Genomic DNA, 19,420 nt, shown 5'->3' on the forward strand with positions numbered 1-19,420 from the left:
GCCCGGGGAGTCCGCCGCAACGGGTTGCGGCGGTACGAGTTCTCGTACCGCCGCTGGCATGTACACCGGGTTACCAAGCGTCCTCGAAATGTCGCCCATCAGGTCGGGTACTTTGCCCGTCACCTGGTGCGGCTGGCCCGTAATCGACGGGTCGACGTCGCGTGGGTGCTCGGTGTCCATGCTGGGTCCGTGGGGCCAAATGCGTTTTAAAAGGTGATCCTCACGGATGTCCTTCGGTCTCGCGGGCCGCTAACCCCTTTGTACTGCAAGCCCGGAGCAAGCGGAACCCCTGCCTGTAGTTCTTTACTTTTGGGTTCAAAGAGGAACTAAGGATTACTAAAGGGGCACCGATCGGCTGAACGGGCGAAAAAGGAGCTGCTGCGCCGGTTCAGGCGACCGGGTTCCGGCGCCTGCTCGCGTACCAGACCAGACCCGCGGTGGCCGCCGCCGCTCCTATCGCGGCCGCGGCGACCAGCGCCGGACGCGGAGGCGCGGAGATCCGCTGCTTGAGCCGGACCGGGCGGTGGAAGTCCAGGATCGGCCAGCCGCGTGCGAGTGCCTCGCGGCGCAGCGCCCGGTCCGCGTTGACCGCGTGCGGGTGCCCGACCGCCTGGAGCATCGGCAGGTCGGTCGCCGAGTCGCTGTACGCGTAGCTTCGGTCGAGGTCGTACCCCTCGGAGGCGGCCAGTTCCCGGACCGCCTCGGCCTTCGTCGGACCGTAGGCGTAGTACTCCACCTCGCCGGTGTAGCAGCCGTCGTCCCCGACGACCATGCGGGTGGCCACCACCCGGTCGGCGCCCAGCAGTTCGCCGATGGGCTCGACCACCTCGGCGCCCGAGGTGGAGACGATGACGACGTCCCGGCCGGCCCGGTGGTGGGACTCGATGAGGGAGGCGGCCTCGTCGTAGATGATCGGGTCGATCAGGTCGTGCAGGGTCTCGGCGACGATCTCCTTGACCTGCTGGACATTCCAGCCACGGACCAGACCGGACAGGTAGGCGCGGGTGCGCTCCATCTGGTCGTGGTCCATACCGCCGACCAGGAACACGAACTGGGAGTACGCGTTGCGCAGCGCGGCCCTGCGGGTGATCAGACCGCCTTGGTAGAACGACTTGCTGAAGGTGAGCGTGCTCGACTTCGCAATGACCGTCTTGTCCAGGTCAAAGAAGGCCGCTGTGCGGGGCAAGGAGTGGTTTTCCACGTCCCCGAGCATAGGCGCCCACCATTCGGCGTAAGGTGTGGCGCGTGGGTTTGCCTGAGAGGGCTCTCGGGTACACCATGGAAGTCACGGATCGTTCGCGACCGTGCTAACCCGGTCCGGCTCCTCCCCCCCGAGTCGGCCGTGGAGACGACCCCCACTCTCCCCCCCGGTGGGGGTCGTCGCATGTCCGGACGGGTTTTTCCCCTCCTCTCCAGATTCCTCTCCTGGCCCTGAGGCCTTGCCGGGCGGCTGCTGCCGCCCCTTCCGCACACCCATGATCCGTCACGCCGGGTAGCCGTTTCGCTGCTCTGTGGAACTCGCACAGAGCGCAGAACAGGCCTCACCGGTATGGGTGACAGCGATATTCACAGCCGCCGAGTTGTCCACAGTTTTGGACCAAGATCCACACGATTTCCGGGTTCGCTGCACCGTGATTCCAGCGCGCTCCGGCGGCGGCGAGTTCATGGCCGGTTCCGATTGCCGGACGCCAATGGCCGGTTTCTGTCGGCCGCGCATATGGAGGCCGCTCGCCGGTTCTTCACAGGTATGGGAATCGCGTGGCCCCGGAGGCCGCGCGTGAGAACGCAGCCAAGGGGGAAGCTCACGTGGCCGGAACTGTCACCCACGAACCACCGTCCGCCGCCCCGGGACGGCCCGGACGCCCGATGATCGTCACCGAGGACGCCGGACTCCTCGACGACCTGCTGCGCCTGTGCGCGGCGGCCGGTGCCAAACCCGAGGTCCACCACGGGGTACCGGAACGCGGCGGGGGCTGGGAGTCGGCCCCGCTCGTCCTGGTCGGCGACGACGCCGCACGCCGGGTGCGCGGGGCCGCGCGCCGACGCGGGGTGGTGCTGGTCGGACAGGACCAGGACGACCCCGATGTGTGGAAACGGGCCGTGGAGATCGGCGCCGACCACGTCCTGATGCTCCCCGACGGCGAACAGTGGCTCGTGGACCGGATCGCCGACGTCGTCGAGGGCGTGGGCCGCCCGGCCCTCACCGTCGGGGTGATCGGCGGCCGCGGCGGGGCCGGCGCTTCCACGCTGGCCTGCGCGCTCGCCGTCACCTCCGCGCGGGAGGGAGTGCGCACCCTTCTCGTGGACGCGGATCCACTGGGCGGCGGAATCGACGTCCTCCTCGGCGCCGAGTCGGCCGAGGGCCTGCGCTGGCCCGCGTTCGCCGCCTCCCGCGGCCGCCTCGGCAGCGGTGCCCTGGAGGAGTCGCTGCCGGCACTGCACTCGCTGCGGATCCTCAGCTGGGACCGGGGGGACAGTGTGGCGATCCCGCCGCCCGCCGTGCGCGCGGTGCTCGCCGCCGTCCGCAGGCGGGGCGGCACGGTCGTCGTCGACCTGCCGCGCCGCCTGGACGACGAGGTCGCCGAGGTCCTCACCCAGCTGGATCTCGCCGTGCTGGTGGTCCCGGCCGAACTCCGCGCGATCGCGGCGGCGGGCCGGGTCGCGGCCACCGTCGGCATGGTCGTGCGCGATCTGCGGGTGGCGGTGCGGGGCCCGTACGCGCCGGGACTGGACGACCGCGAGGTGGCCCGGCTGCTCGGCCTGCCGCTGGCCGGCGAGGTGCCCGCCGAACCGGGCCTGTCCCGACCGAACCGGAAACCCCCGGGGTCCGCCGCACGCGGACCGTTGGCCCGCTTCTGCAAGGATTTCTGGGAGCGCACGCTCGTCGAGGCGGGTGGCACATGAGGCCCGGCCCCGGGGAGGCGGACGGCCCGGCCCTGCTCGACGGGGTCCGGCGCTGGCTCGCCGAGAGCGGTGCCGAACCGACCCCCGCGCGCGTGGCACAGGCGCTGCGCGCACAGGGCCGGGTGCTCGGCGACGCCGAGGTCCTCGGCGCGGCCGAGCGACTGCGCTCCGAACTGGTCGGCAGCGGCCCCCTGGAACCCCTGCTCGCCGACCCCACGGTCACCGACGTCCTGGTGTCCGCCCCGGACCGGGTCTGGGTGGACCGCGGCGGCGGACTGGAACTGACCCCGGTCGCCTTCCCGGACGCGGCGGCCGTACGACGGCTCGCGCAGCGGCTGGCCGCGGTGGCCGGCCGGCGCCTGGACGACGCCCGGCCCTGGGCGGACGCCCGGCTGCCCGACGGCACCCGCCTGCACGCGGTGCTGCCCCCGGTGGCGGTGGGCTGCACCTGCCTGTCCCTGCGGGTGGTGCGACCGCGGGCGTTCACGCTCGACGAACTGGTGGCGGCCGGGACCGTGCCACCGGGCGGTGACCGGATCCTGCACGCGCTGCTGACGGCCCGGCTCTCGTTCCTCGTCAGCGGCGGCACCGGGACCGGCAAGACGACCCTGCTGAGCGCGCTGCTCGGCCTGGTGGGCGCGGGGGAGCGGATCGTGCTCGCCGAGGACTCGGCGGAGCTCAGGCCCGAACACCCGCACGTCGTGCGGCTGGAGACCAGACCCGCCAACCAGGAGGGCGCCGGCCTGGTCACCCTGGAGGACCTGGTCAGGCAGGCGCTGCGGATGCGCCCCGACCGGCTGGTCGTCGGCGAGGTGCGCGGACCCGAGGTCGTGCACCTGCTGGCCGCGCTCAACACCGGGCACGAGGGCGGCTGCGGCACGGTGCACGCCAACGCGGCGGCGGACGTCCCCGCCCGTCTGGAGGCACTCGGCACGGCCGCCGGGCTCGACCGGGCTGCCCTGCACAGTCAGTTGGCGGCCGCGCTGTCGGTGGTGCTGCACCTCGTACGGGACCGCGCGGGGCGGCGGCGGATCGCCGAGGTGCATGTGCTGGAGCGGGATCCCTCGGGCCTGGTCCGGACGGTACCGGCACTGCGCTGGGGCGCGGAGGCCTTCGTGCGCGAACCGGGGTGGGAGCGGCTGCGGGGACTGCTGCCAAGTGGCGTACGTGATCTGTGAGTCGAAAGGGGTTTGTGTGATGGGTGAGACGACGATCGGCGCGGCCGTGGTGTGCGGCGGGGTCGTGGCGTGGCTCCTCGCGGAACGGCAGCGCGAGGTCCGGCGGGCCCGGCTGTTGCTCGCCGGGGGCGGGGCGGTGTCGGCCGGACCGCTCTCCTGGGAGCGGACGGTCGGGGAGCTGCGGCGGCTGCGCGGCCGTTGGCGGGGCGAGTGGTGGGCCCTGGCCGTCGGCATCGTGCTGGCCCTCGCCGCCGCCTCGGTGCTTCCGGTTCTCGCCGGTGCGGCCGGAGTGCCGGCGCTGCGCCGGCTGCGGCTGGCCCGGCAGGCGGGCCGGGTCCGGCAGGCGCGTGCCGACGCGGTGATCACGTTGTGCGGGGTGCTCGCGGGTGAGGTGCGCGCGGGACGGCAGCCCGGCGAGGCGCTGCTGCGGGCCGCGCGGGACTCCGGCGGACTCGGCGAGGCCCGGGCGGCGGTGGTGGCGGCGGCACGCTTCGGCGGGGACGTGCCCGGCGCGCTCGCGACGGCCGCGGGCCGGCCGGGCGCCGAAGGCCTGCTGGGGCTCGCGGCGTGCTGGCGGGTGGCCGTCGACCAGGGCGCCGGGCTCGCGGCCGGCCTCGACCGCCTGGACGCGGCGCTGCGCGCCGAACGGGACCAGCGGGCCGACCTGCGTGCTCAGTTGTCCGGCGCGCGGGCCACCGCGGTGCTGCTGGCCGCGCTGCCCGCCCTCGGCCTCCTGCTCGGCTCGGCCATGGGCGCCGACCCGCTGCGCGTGCTGCTGCACACCGGGGCCGGACTGGGCTGCCTGGTCGTCGGAGCGGTGTTCGAGGCCGCCGGGGTGTGGTGGGCGGCCCGGATCGTCCGGGGAGCTGAGGCGGCGTGAACGCGGAACTCGTCCACAGGCTGGGGGTGGCGGTCGTGGCGCTGTCGGCCCTGGGGTGGTCGGCGTGGCGGCTGTGGACCGCCCGGCGCAGGCGCTGGGCCCGGCGCAAGGTGGCCGAACTGCTGGGCCTGGAGATGCCGGAGCGGCGGTCCGGCGTCGGTGTGGCCGTCCGCGGTTGGCTGCCGGTGGCCGGCGTGGTGTGCGGCGTTTGGGTGCTGGCCGGTGGGGCCGTTGGAGTGCTGCTGGGCCTGGGCGTCACCGCGGGGCTGTGGCAGTGGCGGCGCCGGGAGGGGGACGCGGGACGGGCGGCGCAGGACGAGGCGTCCCGTGCCGCCCGCCAACTCCCGCTCGCCTCCGAATTGCTGGCCGCCTGCATCGCCGCAGGAGCGGGCCCGGTGGTCGCCGCCCAGGCCGTGGGAGAGGCGCTCGGCGGGCCGGTCGGGGAGGGGCTCGCACGGGGTGCGGCGGAGGTCCGGCTGGGCGGTGAACCGGCCGCCGCCTGGCGGCGGTTGGCGGCACTGCCGGGGGCCGCCGCCCTCGCCCGGCTGCTGGCGCGCGCGGACGAGTCCGGGCTGCCGGCGGCCGCACCGGTCGCACGGCTGGCCGGGGACGCCCGCGCGGAGTGGGCGAGAAACGCGACCGCACGGGCGCGGCGGGCGGCCGTGCTGATCTCCGCGCCGGTGGGGCTGTGTTTCCTGCCCGCCTTCATCGCGGTCGGAGTGCTGCCCGTGGTGATCGGGCTGGCGGGCGGGGTGATGCGAGGGGGTGGTGGATGAAAGCGGCCATACGGGCAGTCGGCGGGATCAGATCACCGGATTCGGAATTCAGAGGAGTCGAGATGTGCGGGAAAATGCGGAAACTGCTGCGCCGGGACGCGGGAATGGTCACGTCCGAGTACGCGATGGGGATCATCGCCGCCGTCGGGTTCGCGGCGGTTCTCTACGCGGTCGTGACGAGCGGGCAGGTCAGTGCGGAGCTCCAGGACATCGTGAAACGAGCCCTCAGTGCGGGTATGTGAACGGCGGCGCGGGGCGGACCACGGGTTCGTGACGGCGGAGGCGGCCGTGGTGCTGCCGGTGCTGGTGACGTTCACGATGGCACTGGTGTGGGGGCTGCTCGTGGTGGCCGACCAGATCCGGTGCGTGGACGCGGCCCGCGCCGGGGCCCGGGCCGCTGCCCGGCAGGACGCCGAGGGCGCGGTGGTCGCCGTGACGGAGGCGGTGGCGCCGGACGGGGCGACGGTCACCGTCGGCCGGGAGGGTGACCAGGTCCGGGTGACGGTGGTGGCGAGGCCGCCGGTGCTCGGCGCGTTGCCGTTCGAGGTGCGGGAGTCGGCGGTGGCGCTGGCGGAGGAGGCGGGGCCGTGAGGAGCCGGTACGCGGATCGGGGGTCGGCCACCGTCTGGAGCCTCGGAGCGATCGCCGTCCTGTGCGTGGTGTTCGGCGTGGTGCTCGGGCTGGGGCAGGCGGTGGTGGTCCGGCACCGTGCGGCCGGCGGCGCCGACATGGCCGCGCTCGCGGCGGCGGACCACTGGGCCGAAGGGGCTGCGGGAGCCTGTGCCCGGGCCGGCCGGGTGGCACGGGCACAGGGTGCGCGGCTGACGCGGTGCGTGATCGTGGGAGACGTCTCGGACGTGTCGGCGGCCTCGGGCGGCGGGCCGTTCACGGCAGAGGTCCGGGCAAGAGCCGGCCCCCGCTGCGTCGTCCTCCCCGGGGACGCGGGGGAGTGCGCGACCGGCCCCCCGGCCGCCCCCGGGCGACCGTCTAGTCCGGTGCCTGGTCGGGTGCCCCCTTCAGCAGCACCGTGAGCAGCCGTACCGCGCCCCGTTTGTGCAAGGGATCGTTCCCGTTCCCGCACTTGGGCGACTGGATGCAGGACGGGCACCCGGCCTCGCACTCGCACGCGGAGATCGCCTCGCGGGTGGCCGTGAGCCACGCGCGGGCCGTGTGGAAGGCGCGCTCCGCGAAGCCGGCGCCGCCCGGGTGGCCGTCGTAGACGAAGACCGTCGGCAGCAGCGTGTCGGGGTGCAGGGGGACCGACACGCCGCCGATGTCCCAGCGGTCGCAGGTCGCGAAGAGCGGCAGCAGGCCGATGGAGGCGTGTTCGGCGGCGTGCAGGGCGCCGCCGAGGATCTCCGGGATGATCCGGGCCTCGTCGAGCTGGTCCTCGGTGACGGTCCACCACACCGCGCGGGTCCGCAGTGTCCGAGGCGGAAGGTCGAGTTTCGTCTCACCCAGTACCTCGCCGGTGATGAGCCGGCGGCGGAGGAAGGAGACCACCTGGTTGGTGACCTCGACGGAGCCGTAGCAGAGGCGGCCGTCGCCCCAGGGGATCTCGGTGTCGGTCTCCAGGACGGAGACGGCCGTGGTGTCGCGGGCGACCGTGGAGTACGGCGGCTCGGCCTGTTCGACCAGGGCGACCGAGTCCTCCAGGTCCAGGGAGCGCACCAGGTAGGTGCGGCCCTGGTGCAGATGGACCGCGCCCTCGTGGACCGTGGAGTGCGCGGCGCTCGCGTCCACCGTGCCCAGCAGCCGCCCCGTGCCCGCCTCGACGATCTGCACCGGGCGGCCGCCCTCGCCGCGGATGTCGGTCAGGTCGGCGGCCCGTTCCCGGCGGGTCCAGTGCCAGGCCCTGGTACGGCGGCGCAGCAGCTTCGCGGCCTCCAGCTGCGGCAGCAGCTCCTCGCACGCGGGACCGAACAGGACGAGGTCGTCCTCGGTGAGCGGGATCTCGGCCGCGGCGGCACACAGATGCGGTGCCAGGACGTACGGATTGTCCGGGTCGAGGACCGTCGACTCCACCGGTTGGTCGAACAGGGCCTCGGGATGATGGACGAGGAACGTGTCCAGCGGGTCGTCGCGTGCCACCAGGACCGCGAGGGCGCCCTGACCGGAGCGGCCCGCGCGGCCCGCCTGCTGCCACACAGAGGCCCTCGTACCCGGATACCCGGCGATCAGTACGGCATCCAGCCCGGAGACGTCCACGCCCAGTTCCAGGGCCGTCGTGGCGGCAAGCCCGAGGAGCTCCCCGGAGTGCAGGGCACGTTCCAGGGCGCGCCGCTCCTCGGGGAGATAGCCGCCGCGGTAGGCCGCGACACGCCGGGCCAGGGAGCGGTCCACCTCGGCCAGCCGTTCCTGGGCGATGAGGGCGATCAGCTCGGCGCCACGCCGGGAGCGGACGAAGGCCACCGAGCGCACGCCCTGCACGGCGAGGTCGGTCAGCAGGTCGGCGGTCTCGGCGGTGGCGGTGCGGCGGACCGGGGCGCCCTTCTCGCCGTGCAGCTCGGTCAGCGGCGGTTCCCAGAGGGCGAAGACCAGCTCGCCGCGCGGGGAGGCGTCGTCAGCGATCTCCACGACCGGCAGGCCGGTGAGCCGGCGGGCGGCGACGGCCGGCTCGGCGGCGGTCGCGGATGCCAGCAGGAAGACCGGGGAGGCGCCGTAGCGGGTGCACAGGCGGCGCAGCCGGCGCAGTACCTGGGCGACGTGAGAGCCGAAGACGCCCCGGTAGGTGTGGCATTCGTCGATGACGACGTACTTCAGCGACCTCAGGAAGGAGGACCAGCGGGCGTGCCCGGGAAGTATCCCGCGGTGCAGCATGTCCGGGTTGGTGAGCACGTAGTTGGCGTACTGGCGGACCCACTCCCGTTCCTCGTACGGGGTGTCGCCGTCGTACACGGCGGGCCGTACGGCGTTGCCCAGCGGTTGTGAAAGTTCCTTCACCGATCGGCACTGATCCGCCGCCAGCGCCTTGGTGGGTGCCAGGTAGAGAGCGGTGGCTCCGCGGCCGTTGGGCGCCTCGGAGCCGTCCAGGAGTGTGGAGAGGACCGGTACCAGATAGGCCAGCGACTTGCCCGAGGCGGTGCCGGTGGCGACCACCACCGAGTCGCCGTCCAGGGCGTGCTCGGCGGCCAGGGCCTGGTGCTCCCACGGATGGTCGATGCCGCATGCCTGAACGGCCGCGACCACCTCTGAGCGAATCCGGTCAGGCCAGACGGCATGCCGACCCGCTCGCGGGGGCAAGTGCTCCGTATGAGTGATGCGCGAAGCCCGGCTCGGCCCGGAGGCGAGCCGGTCCAGGACCGTGCCCGGAGAGAACCCGGACGCGGCCGGAACCGAGGGTCGATCGGATCGGTGATTTATGGCCATCGGGACCGAGTGTGTCACCGGCGTGACGGACAATGGGGCCAAGGCGTCGTGCACGCCTGCCGGTAAGTGATTGAATGCCATCGCGGCTGGCGTACCGTCCCGGGGGCCGCAGGCCGAGGTGTCCCAAGGGGCGACCCGCTCGATAGCAAGGTGCTGGAGGATCCGTGGACCTGTCCCTGTCGACCCGTACCGTCGGCGATCGCACGGTCGTTGAGGTCGGTGGCGAAATCGACGTATATACCGCGCCCAAGCTGCGCGAGCAGCTGGTCGAGCTGGTGAACGACGGGAATTTCCACCTCGTCGTCGACATGGAGGGCGTGGACTTCCTCGACTCCACCGGACTCGGCGTGCTGGTCGGAGGCCTGAAGCGGGTGCGTGCCCATGAGGGCTCGCTGCGCCTGGTCTGCAACCAGGAGCGCATTCTGAAGATCTTCCGTATCACCGGCCTCACCAAGGTGTTCCCGATTCACACCTCGGTCGAGGAAGCGGTGGCGGCCACCGACTGACCCGGGCCGGCCGACGGCTTCCGGACCGCCGATCGGTCCGCGCCGTCCGGTCGGCCTCCGACACGGGCTCGTACGAAGCCGTACGCAAGCCCGTGTCGCCCCCGCCCGCTCGGGCTCGCACAGCCCGTGTCGGCAGCCGCTCACGGGTCGCAGGCCCGGGGCGGACGCAATTCATCGGGGGGCCGGGTTTTCGGCGATCCGGCCCCCTACCGCACGCCTGTAGTTCCGAGGGGGACGTATGGCCACCGTTGAACTCCGCTTCAGCGCGCTGCCCGAGCACGTCCGCACCGCCCGACTGGTGGCGGCGGCGGTGGCACGCAGGGCCGGAGTGGACGAGGCCGTCCTGGACGAGGTCCGGCTGGCCGTCGGCGAGGCCTGTTCCCGCGCTGTCGGACTGCACCAGAGCGTCGGCATCAACGAGCCGGTGCGGGTGGCGCTGATCGAGGACGAGAAACAGTTCTCCATCGAGGTCGGCGACGAGGCACCGCGATCCGTTCCCGTCGACCGGGCGACCGGTGCGGCGCCGGACGCGGACGTGGAGGCAGAGGAGGACGAGATGGGCCTCGCGGTCATCAGCGGTCTCGTCGACGACGTGGAGGTCACCGCCGGAGAGCACGGCGGCCTGATCCGCATGACCTGGCCCACCACCCCGCCCGGGGTCGCGCTCACCTGAGAGTCACCCGATCATGAGAAGGGCCCTGCTCAGCAGGGCCCTTCTTGTTATTTTCCGGCCAATGTCATCCGGTCGCCGAATTCGTGAAAGAATTCACGATCAATGCGCCGGCGGGTCGCCCGATAATTTGATCAAGTGCCGAATAGGCCAGTGGTGATCGTCAATGCTTTTAGGGCGTTACCACTTTCGGGTTCGCCGCCGTGACCTCGATCATTTGCTGAAGAGCACGAGAAGGTCAATTCCGCTTACCGTCCCCTGTTTAGATCACTCGCGGGTACCTAGAATCCGTCCACATCTTGAGCTCAGCCCAAGCGTCAAGGAGGACGAATGGCGGGGCTTCCTACCCCTCATCAGTTCGGTCACCCAACAACCCTCGCGGCCGCGGTCCTGACCGACGACAACCGGGTCCTGGTAGCGGTGATCGCCGTCGTGGCGCTGGCCGCGCTCGTGGTCGCCTGGATCCTGGTGCGCCAGGTACTCGCGGCCGGCGAAGGCACCGACAGCATGAAGAAGATCGCGGCGGCGGTCCAGGAAGGCGCGAACGCCTATCTGGCCCGGCAGCTGCGCACCCTCGGCGTATTCGCCGTCGTGGTGTTCTTCCTGCTTCTGCTGCTGCCCGCGGACGACTGGAACCAACGCGCCGGCCGATCGATCTTCTTCCTGATCGGCGCGGCCTTCTCGGCGGCCACCGGCTATATCGGCATGTGGCTCGCCGTACGCAGCAATGTCCGCGTCGCCGCGGCCGCCCGGGAAGCCACCCCGGCGGAAGGCGAACCGGAAAAGGATCTCACCGCCGTCTCGCACAAAGCCATGAAGATCGCTTTCCGCACGGGCGGCGTGGTCGGCATGTTCACGGTGGGGCTCGGCCTGCTCGGCGCCTCCTGTGTGGTGCTGGTGTACGCGGCCGACGCGCCGAAGGTGCTCGAAGGTTTCGGCCTGGGCGCCGCGCTGATCGCCATGTTCATGCGTGTCGGCGGCGGCATCTTCACCAAGGCCGCCGACGTCGGCGCCGACCTGGTCGGCAAGGTCGAACAGGGCATTCCGGAGGACGACCCGCGCAATGCCGCGACCATCGCCGACAATGTGGGCGACAACGTCGGCGACTGCGCGGGCATGGCGGCCGACCTCTTCGAGTCCTACGCGGTGACCCTGGTCGCCGCGCTGATCCTCGGCAAGGCGGCCTTCGGGGACGCGGGTCTCGCCTTCCCGCTCCTGGTACCGGCCATCGGTGTGCTCACCGCCATGATCGGCATCTTCGCGGTCGCCCCGCGCCGCAGCGACCGCAGCGGCATGAGCGCCATCAACCGCGGCTTCTTCATCTCCGCGGTGATCTCGCTCGCGCTGGTCGCGGTCGCGGTCTTCGTATACCTGCCGGGCACGTACGCCGACCTCGACGGCATCTCCGACGCCGCCATCAAGGCCAAGGACGGCGATCCGCGGATCCTCGCGCTGGTCGCGGTCGCCATCGGCATCCTGCTGGCGGCCGTCATCCAGCAGCTGACCGGCTACTTCACCGAGACCAACCGGCGTCCGGTCATGGACATCGGCAAGTCCTCGCTGACCGGCCCGGCCACCGTGGTCCTCGCGGGGATCTCGGTCGGTCTCGAATCGGCCGTCTACACCGCACTTTTGATCGGCCTCGGCGTCTACGGGGCGTTCCTGCTCGGTGGCACGTCGATCATGCTGGCGCTGTTCGCGGTGGCGCTGGCCGGCACCGGCCTGCTCACCACGGTCGGTGTGATCGTCGCCATGGACACCTTCGGGCCGGTCTCCGACAACGCCCAGGGCATCGCCGAGATGTCCGGCGACGTCGAGGGCGCGGGCGCGCAGGTGCTCACCAACCTGGACGCCGTCGGCAACACCACCAAGGCGATCACCAAGGGCATCGCCATCGCCACCGCCGTGCTGGCGGCGTCGGCGCTCTTCGGGTCGTACCGGGACGCGATCACCACGAACGTGCGGGACGTGGGAGCGAAACTGACCGGCACGGGCGCGCCGTTGACCCTGTCGATGGACATCTCGCAGCCCAACAACCTCGTCGGCCTCATCGCCGGCGCGGCGGTCGTCTTCCTCTTCTCCGGGCTTGCCATCAACGCGGTGTCGAGGTCGGCGGGTTCGGTGGTCTACGAGGTGCGGCGGCAGTTCCGCGAGCACCCCGGGATCATGGACTACACGGAGACGCCCGAGTACGGCAAGGTCGTCGACATCTGCACCAAGGACGCCCTGCGGGAGCTGGCCACGCCGGGACTGCTCGCCGTGATGGCGCCCATCTTCGTCGGGTTCACGCTCGGTGTCGGGGCCCTCGGCTCCTACCTCGCCGGTGCGATCGGCGCGGGCACCCTGATGGCCGTGTTCCTGGCCAACTCCGGCGGCGCCTGGGACAACGCCAAGAAACTCGTCGAGGACGGCCATTACGGCGGCAAGGGCAGTGACGCCCACGCCGCCACGGTGATCGGCGACACGGTCGGCGACCCCTTCAAGGACACCGCGGGACCTGCGATCAACCCGCTGCTCAAGGTCATGAACCTGGTCTCGCTGCTCATCGCACCGGCGGTGATCAAGTTCTCGTACGGTCATGACAAGAGCATCGGCATCCGGATCCTGATCTCGGTCCTCGCCCTGGTCGTGATCGTCGGCGCGGTGTACATCTCCAAGCGGCGCGGCATCGCCGTCGGCGACGACGACGAGGACGGCGCGGAACACGTGGCCAAGTCCGCCGACCCGGCGGTGGTTTCGTAGGCGGCCTTACGACGGCCACCCGGACTCCCGCGCGGGAGCCGGGCCAACGAGCGGGCGGACGGCGCGTGCTGACGCGCCGTCCGCCCGTTTCGCGCGCGAGGGGCGGGCACGGGTTCCCGTGCGCGGCCGGGTGGGGCGGTCACGGTTCCCGCGCGGCCGGGTGCGGATGCGCCCTCAGGCTCCGGGTGTGTGCCTCGTCTCGTCGTGAGCCTTCTCTCTCACGGTGTGAAACCGTCCAAAAGCATAATTAATGGACAGTCTTCATGAGGGTGCTGTCCGGGTGCCGTGTAGATTCCGGGGGCCGAGAGCCATTGAAGGGACCTATCCGGTGAACAAGAAGCTCGCGGCCGCACTGTCCGGCGGTGCGGTACTGGTAGTGGCACTGTCCGGGTGCAGCAGCAACAAGGGGACCGATCCCAAGCTGATCGCCTGGGCCAAGACCGTGTGTGACGCGGTGCCGGCGCAGGACGCGAAGATCAAGGCGGCCAACGCGGCCATCGCGCAGACGGCCTCGGACACCACGAGTTCGCCCGCGACCATCCAGAAGACCGACTCCCAGGCCTTCCAGGACATGTCCGACGGCTACAAGGCGCTCGCCTCGGCCATCGGCAGCGCCGGTGCGCCCCCTGGGATCGACGACGGTGCCAAGCGCCAGCAGGACGTCGTCAAGAACCTCAACAGCCTCTCCGCGTCCTATGCCGACCTGAAGAAGAAGGTCGACGCGCTCGACACCAAGAGCCAGGCGAAGTTCGCCACCGGTCTGCACGACGTCGCCTCCCAGATGGCGGACCTGGAGACGCAGAACAAGAGCGGCACCGCGGCACTGGAGGCCCTGGAGCAGGGCGAGGTCAAGAACGCGATCGCCGAGCAGGCCAGCTGCAAGAAGGTCTCCGTGACGGCTTCCGCGTCGGCCTCGTCGACCGCGAGCTGACCCCACGGGCTCAGGTCAACCCGAGGCGACGGCGACCGCCGCGGGACGCGTGGCGTGCCGGGAGCCGGGTGGTGCCCGGGCGTGCGGGGCGCGCCCGCACGGTGCCGGGAGCCGATGGACGGCGGCCGCCCGCCGGGCCTCGGCCGCCGCGAGCTGAGGCGGTCTCCGAGCGGTGGCGCGGGCCACAATGGAGGGCGTGACTGACTCCGGCCTCGCCACTCTTCCCGCCTCCGACCGACCCGACGTCGCCGCCAGGCTGCGCGCCGCCCTGCTGGGCGCCTCCTTCACCGCCGACGGGCTCCTGGAGCTGCTGGGCGCGCCCGCCTACGCGGCGCTGGCCCGCAGCGAGACGGTGCCCGCGCTCCGGGCCACCCGCGGGGACACGCCACTGGAGACGCTCGTCCGGCTGTTCCTGCTCCAGCAGCCCGTACCGCACGCGCGCGTGGCGGACGTGCTGCCCGTGGACGCCCTCCTGGAGGGTGGCTGGCTGACCCGCGCGGGCGGCGACGAGGTCGCGGCCACCGTCGACGTCCGGCCGTACGGCGGGCCCGACGGCGAGGACTGGTTCATCGTCTCCGACCTCGGCTGCGCGGTAGGCGGTGCCGGCGGCATCGGGCAGCGCCACGAGGGCGTCGTCCTGGGGGTCGGCGGCGCGTCCACGACGCTGGCCGGCATCACTGTCCGTACCCCCGTCTCCGCCGCCCTCGACCTCGGCACCGGCTCCGGCATCCAGGCGCTGCACGCCGCCCAGCACGCCACGCACGTGACGGCGACCGACCTCAACCCGCGCGCGCTGCACGTCACGGCGCTCACGCTGGCACTGTCCGGCGCCCCGGCGGCCGACCTGCGCGAGGGCTCGCTGTTCGAGCCGGTCAAGGACGGGGAGGCGTACGACCTCATCGTGTCCAACCCGCCGTTCGTGATCTCGCCGGGTGCCCGGCTGACGTACCGGGACGGCGGGATGAGCGGGGACGATCTGTGCCGCTCGCTCGTTCAACAGGCCGGGGAGCGGCTGACCGAGGGCGGGTTCGCGCAGTTCCTCGCCAACTGGCAGCACGTCGCGGGGGAGGACTGGCAGGACAGGGTCAGGTCATGGGTGCCGCGCGGGTGCGACGCGTGGATCGTGCAGCGCGAGGTGCAGGACGTCAACCAGTACGCCGAGTTGTGGCTCCGGGACTCCGGCGACCACCGCGGGGACGCGGCGGAGTACCAGGCGCGGTACGACGCGTGGCTCGACGAGTTCGAGGCGCGCAAGGTCAAGGGTGTGGGATTCGGCTGGATCACGCTGCGGAGGACGGCGGCCGCCGTGCCGTCGGTCACGGTGGAGGAGTGGCCGCATCCTATCGAACAGCCGCTCGGTGAGACGATCCGCGCGCACTTCGACCGTCTCGACTATCTCCGTGGGCACGACGACGCGGATCTGCTCGAAGGCCACTTCCGGCTCGCCGTCGAGGTGGTTCAGGAGCAGGTCGGGCTTCCCGGTGCCGAGGATCCGGAGCATGTGGTGCTGCGCCAGCACCGCGGGATGCGGCGCGCGACCAAGGTGGACACCGTGGGTGCCGGGTTCGCCGGGGTGTGCGACGGCTCGTTGAGCGCGGGGCGGATCCTCGACGCCATCGCCCAGCTGATGGGCGAGGACCCGGTGCTGCTGCGCGACCGTACGCCCGCACAGATCCGGCTGCTGGTGGAGCAGGGGTTCCTGGAGCCGGCGGGGTGACGGGGCCGGCGAGCTGACGGAGGGCCGGTGGGCCGGCCGGCCGACGGTCCTCCCGTTCTGCTGAAGGTCCTCCCGGCCTGTCGACGGGCGTCCCGGCCCCACGGACACGCCGGGAAAGGAAAAGGGCCGGAAAAATGTGGCCAGAATGTTCGCCCCGTAGTCACTCGATCGTATGTTCGAAAGGCTGACGGTGCCTCGTTCACCGCGATTTCGCCCGTCGGCCTCCCGCTCGCCGTCCGTCCGTGCCAGTCTCCCCGCGCTGGGCAGTCACGGACGGCAGGGAAGGGGCGCGCGGGTCATGGAGAGCGGACCGGCGATCTTCGCGGGGGCGGTGTTCGCCCTGTTCGGAGGCGCACTGCTGGTGTGGACCGGCATCCGGGTCCGGCGTGGTGAACCCGTCGCCCAGGGTGTGAGTCAGGTCGCATCGGCCACCCTCGCAAGCCTTGCCGCGGTGATCGCGCTGGGCCTCGGCGCGTACTGCCTGACCCGCCTCTGAGCGCCACGTTCCGGTGATCGGAGCATCACGCTCCGGACAGGGCCGGGCGAGTGGCCGGGGACTCCGGGCGGCAGGAATGGCGGTAGTCGGGTTACCGTTCGAGTGGCCGTTGTGGGCTTTTCCCGTTTGACACGGGGGCGGGATGTACCGTCACACTCCGCAGCGTCACCAAGTGAGCGGGCGTCCGTGCCCGTGCCACGGCCCCGGGAGCAAGGCCTGGGGAGGCCCAGCGTCGACCGGAGAGAAGAGCGAAGTTGTCCCCGACCAGCGAGACCGCACAGGGCGGCCGCCGACTCGTCATCGTCGAGTCGCCTGCCAAGGCGAAGACGATCAAGGGCTATCTGGGCCCCGGATACGTCGTCGAAGCGAGCGTCGGGCACATCCGTGACCTTCCCAACGGCGCCGCGGAGGTGCCCGAGAAGTACACCGGTGAGGTCCGCCGCCTCGGCGTGGACGTCGAGCACGACTTCGAGCCGATCTATGTCGTCAACGCAGACAAGAGGGCGCAGGTCAAGAAGCTCAAGGACCTGCTGAAGGACTCCGACGAACTCTTCCTCGCCACCGATGAGGACCGCGAGGGGGAGGCCATCGCCTGGCACCTCCTGGAGGTCCTCAAGCCCAAGGTCCCGGTCAAGCGGATGGTCTTCCACGAGATCACCAAGGACGCGATCCGCGAGGCCGTCGCCAACCCGCGCGACCTGAACCAGCGCATGGTCGACGCCCAGGAGACCCGCCGCATCCTCGACCGCCTCTACGGCTACGAGGTCTCGCCGGTCCTGTGGAAGAAGGTCATGCCGCGCCTGTCGGCCGGCCGTGTCCAGTCCGTGGCGACCCGGCTCGTGGTGGAGCGGGAACGCGACCGCATCGCGTTCCGTTCCGCCGACTACTGGGACCTGACCGGCACCTTCGCGACCGGCCGTGCCGGCGACCCGTCGGACCCGTCGACGCTCGTCGCCCGCCTGCAGGCCGTCGACGGCAGGCGCGTCGCCCAGGGCCGTGACTTCGACTCGCTCGGGCAGCTCAAGACCGCGACCACCCTCCACCTCGACGAGGCGAACGCCCGCGCCCTCGCCGCCGCCCTGGAGAACACCCGGTTCTCGGTCCGCTCGGTCGAGTCCAAGCCGTACCGCCGCTCGCCGTACGCCCCGTTCCGTACGACGACCCTCCAGCAGGAGGCCAGCCGCAAGCTCGGCTTCGGCGCCAAGGCCACCATGCAGGTCGCGCAGAAGCTGTACGAGAACGGCTACATCACCTACATGCGTACCGACTCCACGACGCTGAGCGACACGGCCGTCGCCGCCGCGCGGGCCCAGGTCACGCAGCTGTACGGCGCCGACTACCTGCCCTCCTCCCCCCGCGTGTACACCGGGAAGGTCAAGAACGCCCAGGAGGCGCACGAGGCGATCCGCCCCTCGGGTGATCGTTTCCGCACCCCGGCGGAGACCGGGCTGACCGGCGACCAGTTCAAGCTCTACGAGCTGATCTGGAAGCGGACCGTCGCCTCCCAGATGAAGGACGCGACCGGCAACAGCGTCACCGTGAAGATCGCGGGCACCGCCGCCGACGGCCGGGACGCGGAGTTCAGCGCCTCCGGTAAGACGATCACCTTCCACGGCTTCCTCAAGGCCTACGTCGAGGGCGCCGACGACCCGAACGCGGAGCTGGACGACCGCGAGCGCCGGCTGCCCCAGGTCGGCGAAGGCGACGCGCTCTCCGCCGAGGAGATCACGGTCGACGGGCACTCCACCAAGCCCCCGGCCCGCTACACCGAGGCCTCGCTGGTCAAGGAGCTGGAAGAGCGCGAGATCGGTCGCCCGTCGACGTACGCGTCGATCATCGGCACGATCCTCGACCGCGGCTACGTCTTCAAGAAGGGCACGGCCCTCGTGCCGTCCTTCCTCTCCTTCGCCGTGGTCAACCTGCTGGAGAAGCACTTCGGCCGGCTGGTCGACTACGACTTCACCGCGAGGATGGAGGACGACCTCGACCGCATCGCCGCCGGACAGGCCCAGGCGGTGCCGTGGCTGAAGCGCTTCTACTTCGGAGAGGGCGGTGAGGACACCGCCACGGGCGGCGCGGCCGACGCCGGCAACGGCGACGGGGACCACCTCGGCGGCCTCAAGGAACTGGTGACCGACCTGGGCGCGATCGACGCCCGTGAGGTGTCCTCGTTCCCGGTGGGCAGCGGCATCGTGCTGCGGGTCGGGCGCTACGGCCCGTACATCGAGCGCGGCGAGAAGGACTCCGAGGGCCACCAGCGCGCGGACGTGCCGGAGGACCTGGCACCCGACGAGCTCTCCGTCGAGCTGGCGGAGGAACTGCTCGCCAAGCCGAGCGGTGACTTCGAGCTGGGCGTGGACCCGCAGACGGGCCACCAGATCATCGCCCGTGACGGCCGCTACGGCCCGTACGTCACCGAGGTGCTCCCCGAGGGCACCCCGAAGACCGGCAAGAACGCGGTCAAGCCGCGCACGGCATCACTCTTCAAGTCCATGGCCCTGGACACGGTCACCCTGGCGGACGCGCTCCAGCTGATGTCGCTGCCGCGGGTCGTCGGCGCCGACGCCGACGGCCAGGAGATCACCGCGCAGAACGGACGCTACGGGCCGTACCTGAAGAAGGGCACGGACTCGCGTTCGCTCACCTCCGAGGACCAGCTCTTCACGATCACCCTCGAAGAGGCGCTGGCGATCTACGCCCAGCCCAAGCAGCGGGGCCGGGCCGCCGCCAAGCCGCCGCTGAAGGAGCTGGGCACGGACCCGGTCAGCGAGAAGCCCGTCGTGGTGAAGGACGGCCGTTTCGGTCCGTACGTCACCGACGGGGAGACCAACGCGACCCTGCGCTCTGGCGACAGCGTCGAGGAGATCACCCCGGAGCGCGGCTTCGAACTGCTCGCCGAGAAGCGGGCCAAGGCGCCCGCCAAGAAGACGGCGAAGAAGGCGCCCGCCAAGAAGACGGCTGCCGCCAAGAAGGCCGCGCCCGCCAAGAAGACGGCCGCCAAGAAGACCGCTGCCAAGACGACGACGGCCGCGAAGAAGACGACCGCCAAGAAGGCGACGGCTGCCAAGGCGGCCGCGGAGGACTGAGCCACCCTCAGAACGTCGTACCGGTCACACCGGTCATACCGATTTCTGTCGGCAGATCCGGTTCATATCGGTCACACCGGTTCACGGTGTCTTCGCAACGCACACGCCCCGGCATCAACTTGGTGTCGGGGTGTGCGTACCTGTGGACGGCGCGGCTGCCTGTCG

Annotated in this window: 16 protein-coding genes; 14 read left to right on the forward strand and 2 right to left on the reverse strand. The window is 71.5% G+C overall.

From position 1 onward, the window contains the following. Nucleotides 1-388: 388 nt before the first annotated feature. On the reverse strand, nt 389-1,213 hold the full coding sequence (locus ACZ4O3_RS31310; RefSeq protein WP_362725683.1) for an HAD family hydrolase: 825 nt from the start codon (nt 1,211-1,213) through the stop codon (nt 389-391). Between the two features lie 593 nt (nt 1,214-1,806). On the opposite strand from ACZ4O3_RS31310, the gene ssd reads away from it, so the two are divergent. From ssd to ACZ4O3_RS31345, 7 genes are all read left to right on the forward strand, one after another. After that, entirely contained in the window at nt 1,807-2,904 is a 1,098-nt protein-coding gene (gene ssd / locus ACZ4O3_RS31315; RefSeq protein ID WP_467725426.1) for a septum site-determining protein Ssd, read from the forward strand. Next, nucleotides 2,901-4,082, forward strand: a complete 1,182-nt coding sequence (locus tag ACZ4O3_RS31320) for a TadA family conjugal transfer-associated ATPase (RefSeq protein WP_384997106.1) — start codon at nt 2,901-2,903, stop codon at nt 4,080-4,082. The genes ssd and ACZ4O3_RS31320 overlap by 4 nt, the downstream gene beginning before the upstream one ends. A gap of 19 nt (nt 4,083-4,101) precedes the next feature. Continuing rightward, nucleotides 4,102-4,962: a type II secretion system F family protein gene (locus tag ACZ4O3_RS31325; protein ID WP_467725428.1), complete on the forward strand. Its 861-nt coding sequence runs from the start codon at nt 4,102-4,104 to the stop codon at nt 4,960-4,962. Then, nucleotides 4,959-5,738, forward strand: a complete 780-nt coding sequence (locus ACZ4O3_RS31330; RefSeq protein WP_467725430.1) for a type II secretion system F family protein — start codon at nt 4,959-4,961, stop codon at nt 5,736-5,738. Before ACZ4O3_RS31325 ends, ACZ4O3_RS31330 begins: the two co-directional genes overlap by 4 nt. 62 nt (nt 5,739-5,800) lie before the next feature. After that, a complete protein-coding gene (locus ACZ4O3_RS31335; protein WP_362723319.1) occupies nt 5,801-5,980 on the forward strand; it encodes a DUF4244 domain-containing protein in 180 nt (59 codons plus the stop codon). A gap of 28 nt (nt 5,981-6,008) precedes the next feature. Further along, nucleotides 6,009-6,329, forward strand: coding sequence for a TadE family type IV pilus minor pilin (locus tag ACZ4O3_RS31340; RefSeq protein WP_362723316.1), 321 nt, complete (start codon nt 6,009-6,011; stop codon nt 6,327-6,329). Continuing rightward, nucleotides 6,326-6,769, forward strand: a complete 444-nt coding sequence (locus tag ACZ4O3_RS31345; protein ID WP_362723313.1) for an Rv3654c family TadE-like protein — start codon at nt 6,326-6,328, stop codon at nt 6,767-6,769. Before ACZ4O3_RS31340 ends, ACZ4O3_RS31345 begins: the two co-directional genes overlap by 4 nt. Here the strand turns inward: ACZ4O3_RS31345 and ACZ4O3_RS31350 are convergent. Further along, entirely contained in the window at nt 6,726-9,188 is a 2,463-nt protein-coding gene (locus ACZ4O3_RS31350; RefSeq protein WP_362723310.1) for a DEAD/DEAH box helicase, read from the reverse strand. The two genes, ACZ4O3_RS31345 and ACZ4O3_RS31350, sit on opposite strands and share 44 nt — an antisense overlap. Before the next feature lie 83 nt (nt 9,189-9,271). Here ACZ4O3_RS31350 and bldG point away from each other — a divergent pair, with 83 nt between their 5' ends. From bldG to topA, 7 genes are all read left to right on the forward strand, one after another. Further along, the gene (gene bldG, locus ACZ4O3_RS31355; protein ID WP_010986038.1) at nt 9,272-9,613 is read left to right on the forward strand and encodes an anti-sigma factor antagonist BldG; all 342 of its coding nucleotides are present in this window, start codon (nt 9,272-9,274) and stop codon (nt 9,611-9,613) included. A 238-nt stretch (nt 9,614-9,851) separates the two neighbouring features. Next, on the forward strand, nt 9,852-10,286 hold the full coding sequence (locus ACZ4O3_RS31360; RefSeq protein WP_362723307.1) for an ATP-binding protein: 435 nt from the start codon (nt 9,852-9,854) through the stop codon (nt 10,284-10,286). 327 nt (nt 10,287-10,613) lie between these two features. Further along, nucleotides 10,614-13,025 carry a sodium-translocating pyrophosphatase gene (locus ACZ4O3_RS31365; RefSeq protein ID WP_362723304.1) on the forward strand — a complete coding sequence of 804 codons (2,412 nt, stop codon included), beginning with the start codon at nt 10,614-10,616 and terminating at the stop codon, nt 13,023-13,025. Nucleotides 13,026-13,353: 328 nt separating this feature from the next. Continuing rightward, nucleotides 13,354-13,956, forward strand: coding sequence for a small secreted protein (locus tag ACZ4O3_RS31370; RefSeq protein WP_362733060.1), 603 nt, complete (start codon nt 13,354-13,356; stop codon nt 13,954-13,956). Nucleotides 13,957-14,143: 187 nt separating this feature from the next. After that, nucleotides 14,144-15,673: a DUF7059 domain-containing protein gene (locus ACZ4O3_RS31375; protein ID WP_467725433.1), complete on the forward strand. Its 1,530-nt coding sequence runs from the start codon at nt 14,144-14,146 to the stop codon at nt 15,671-15,673. Nucleotides 15,674-15,971: 298 nt separating this feature from the next. Then, entirely contained in the window at nt 15,972-16,169 is a 198-nt protein-coding gene (locus tag ACZ4O3_RS31380; protein ID WP_351747218.1) for a hypothetical protein, read from the forward strand. Between the two features lie 254 nt (nt 16,170-16,423). Beyond that, nucleotides 16,424-19,255: a type I DNA topoisomerase gene (topA, locus tag ACZ4O3_RS31385; RefSeq protein ID WP_467725435.1), complete on the forward strand. Its 2,832-nt coding sequence runs from the start codon at nt 16,424-16,426 to the stop codon at nt 19,253-19,255. Nucleotides 19,256-19,420: the final 165 nt, after the last annotated feature.

This window comes from Streptomyces sp. NPDC026515 (assembly GCF_055567595.1).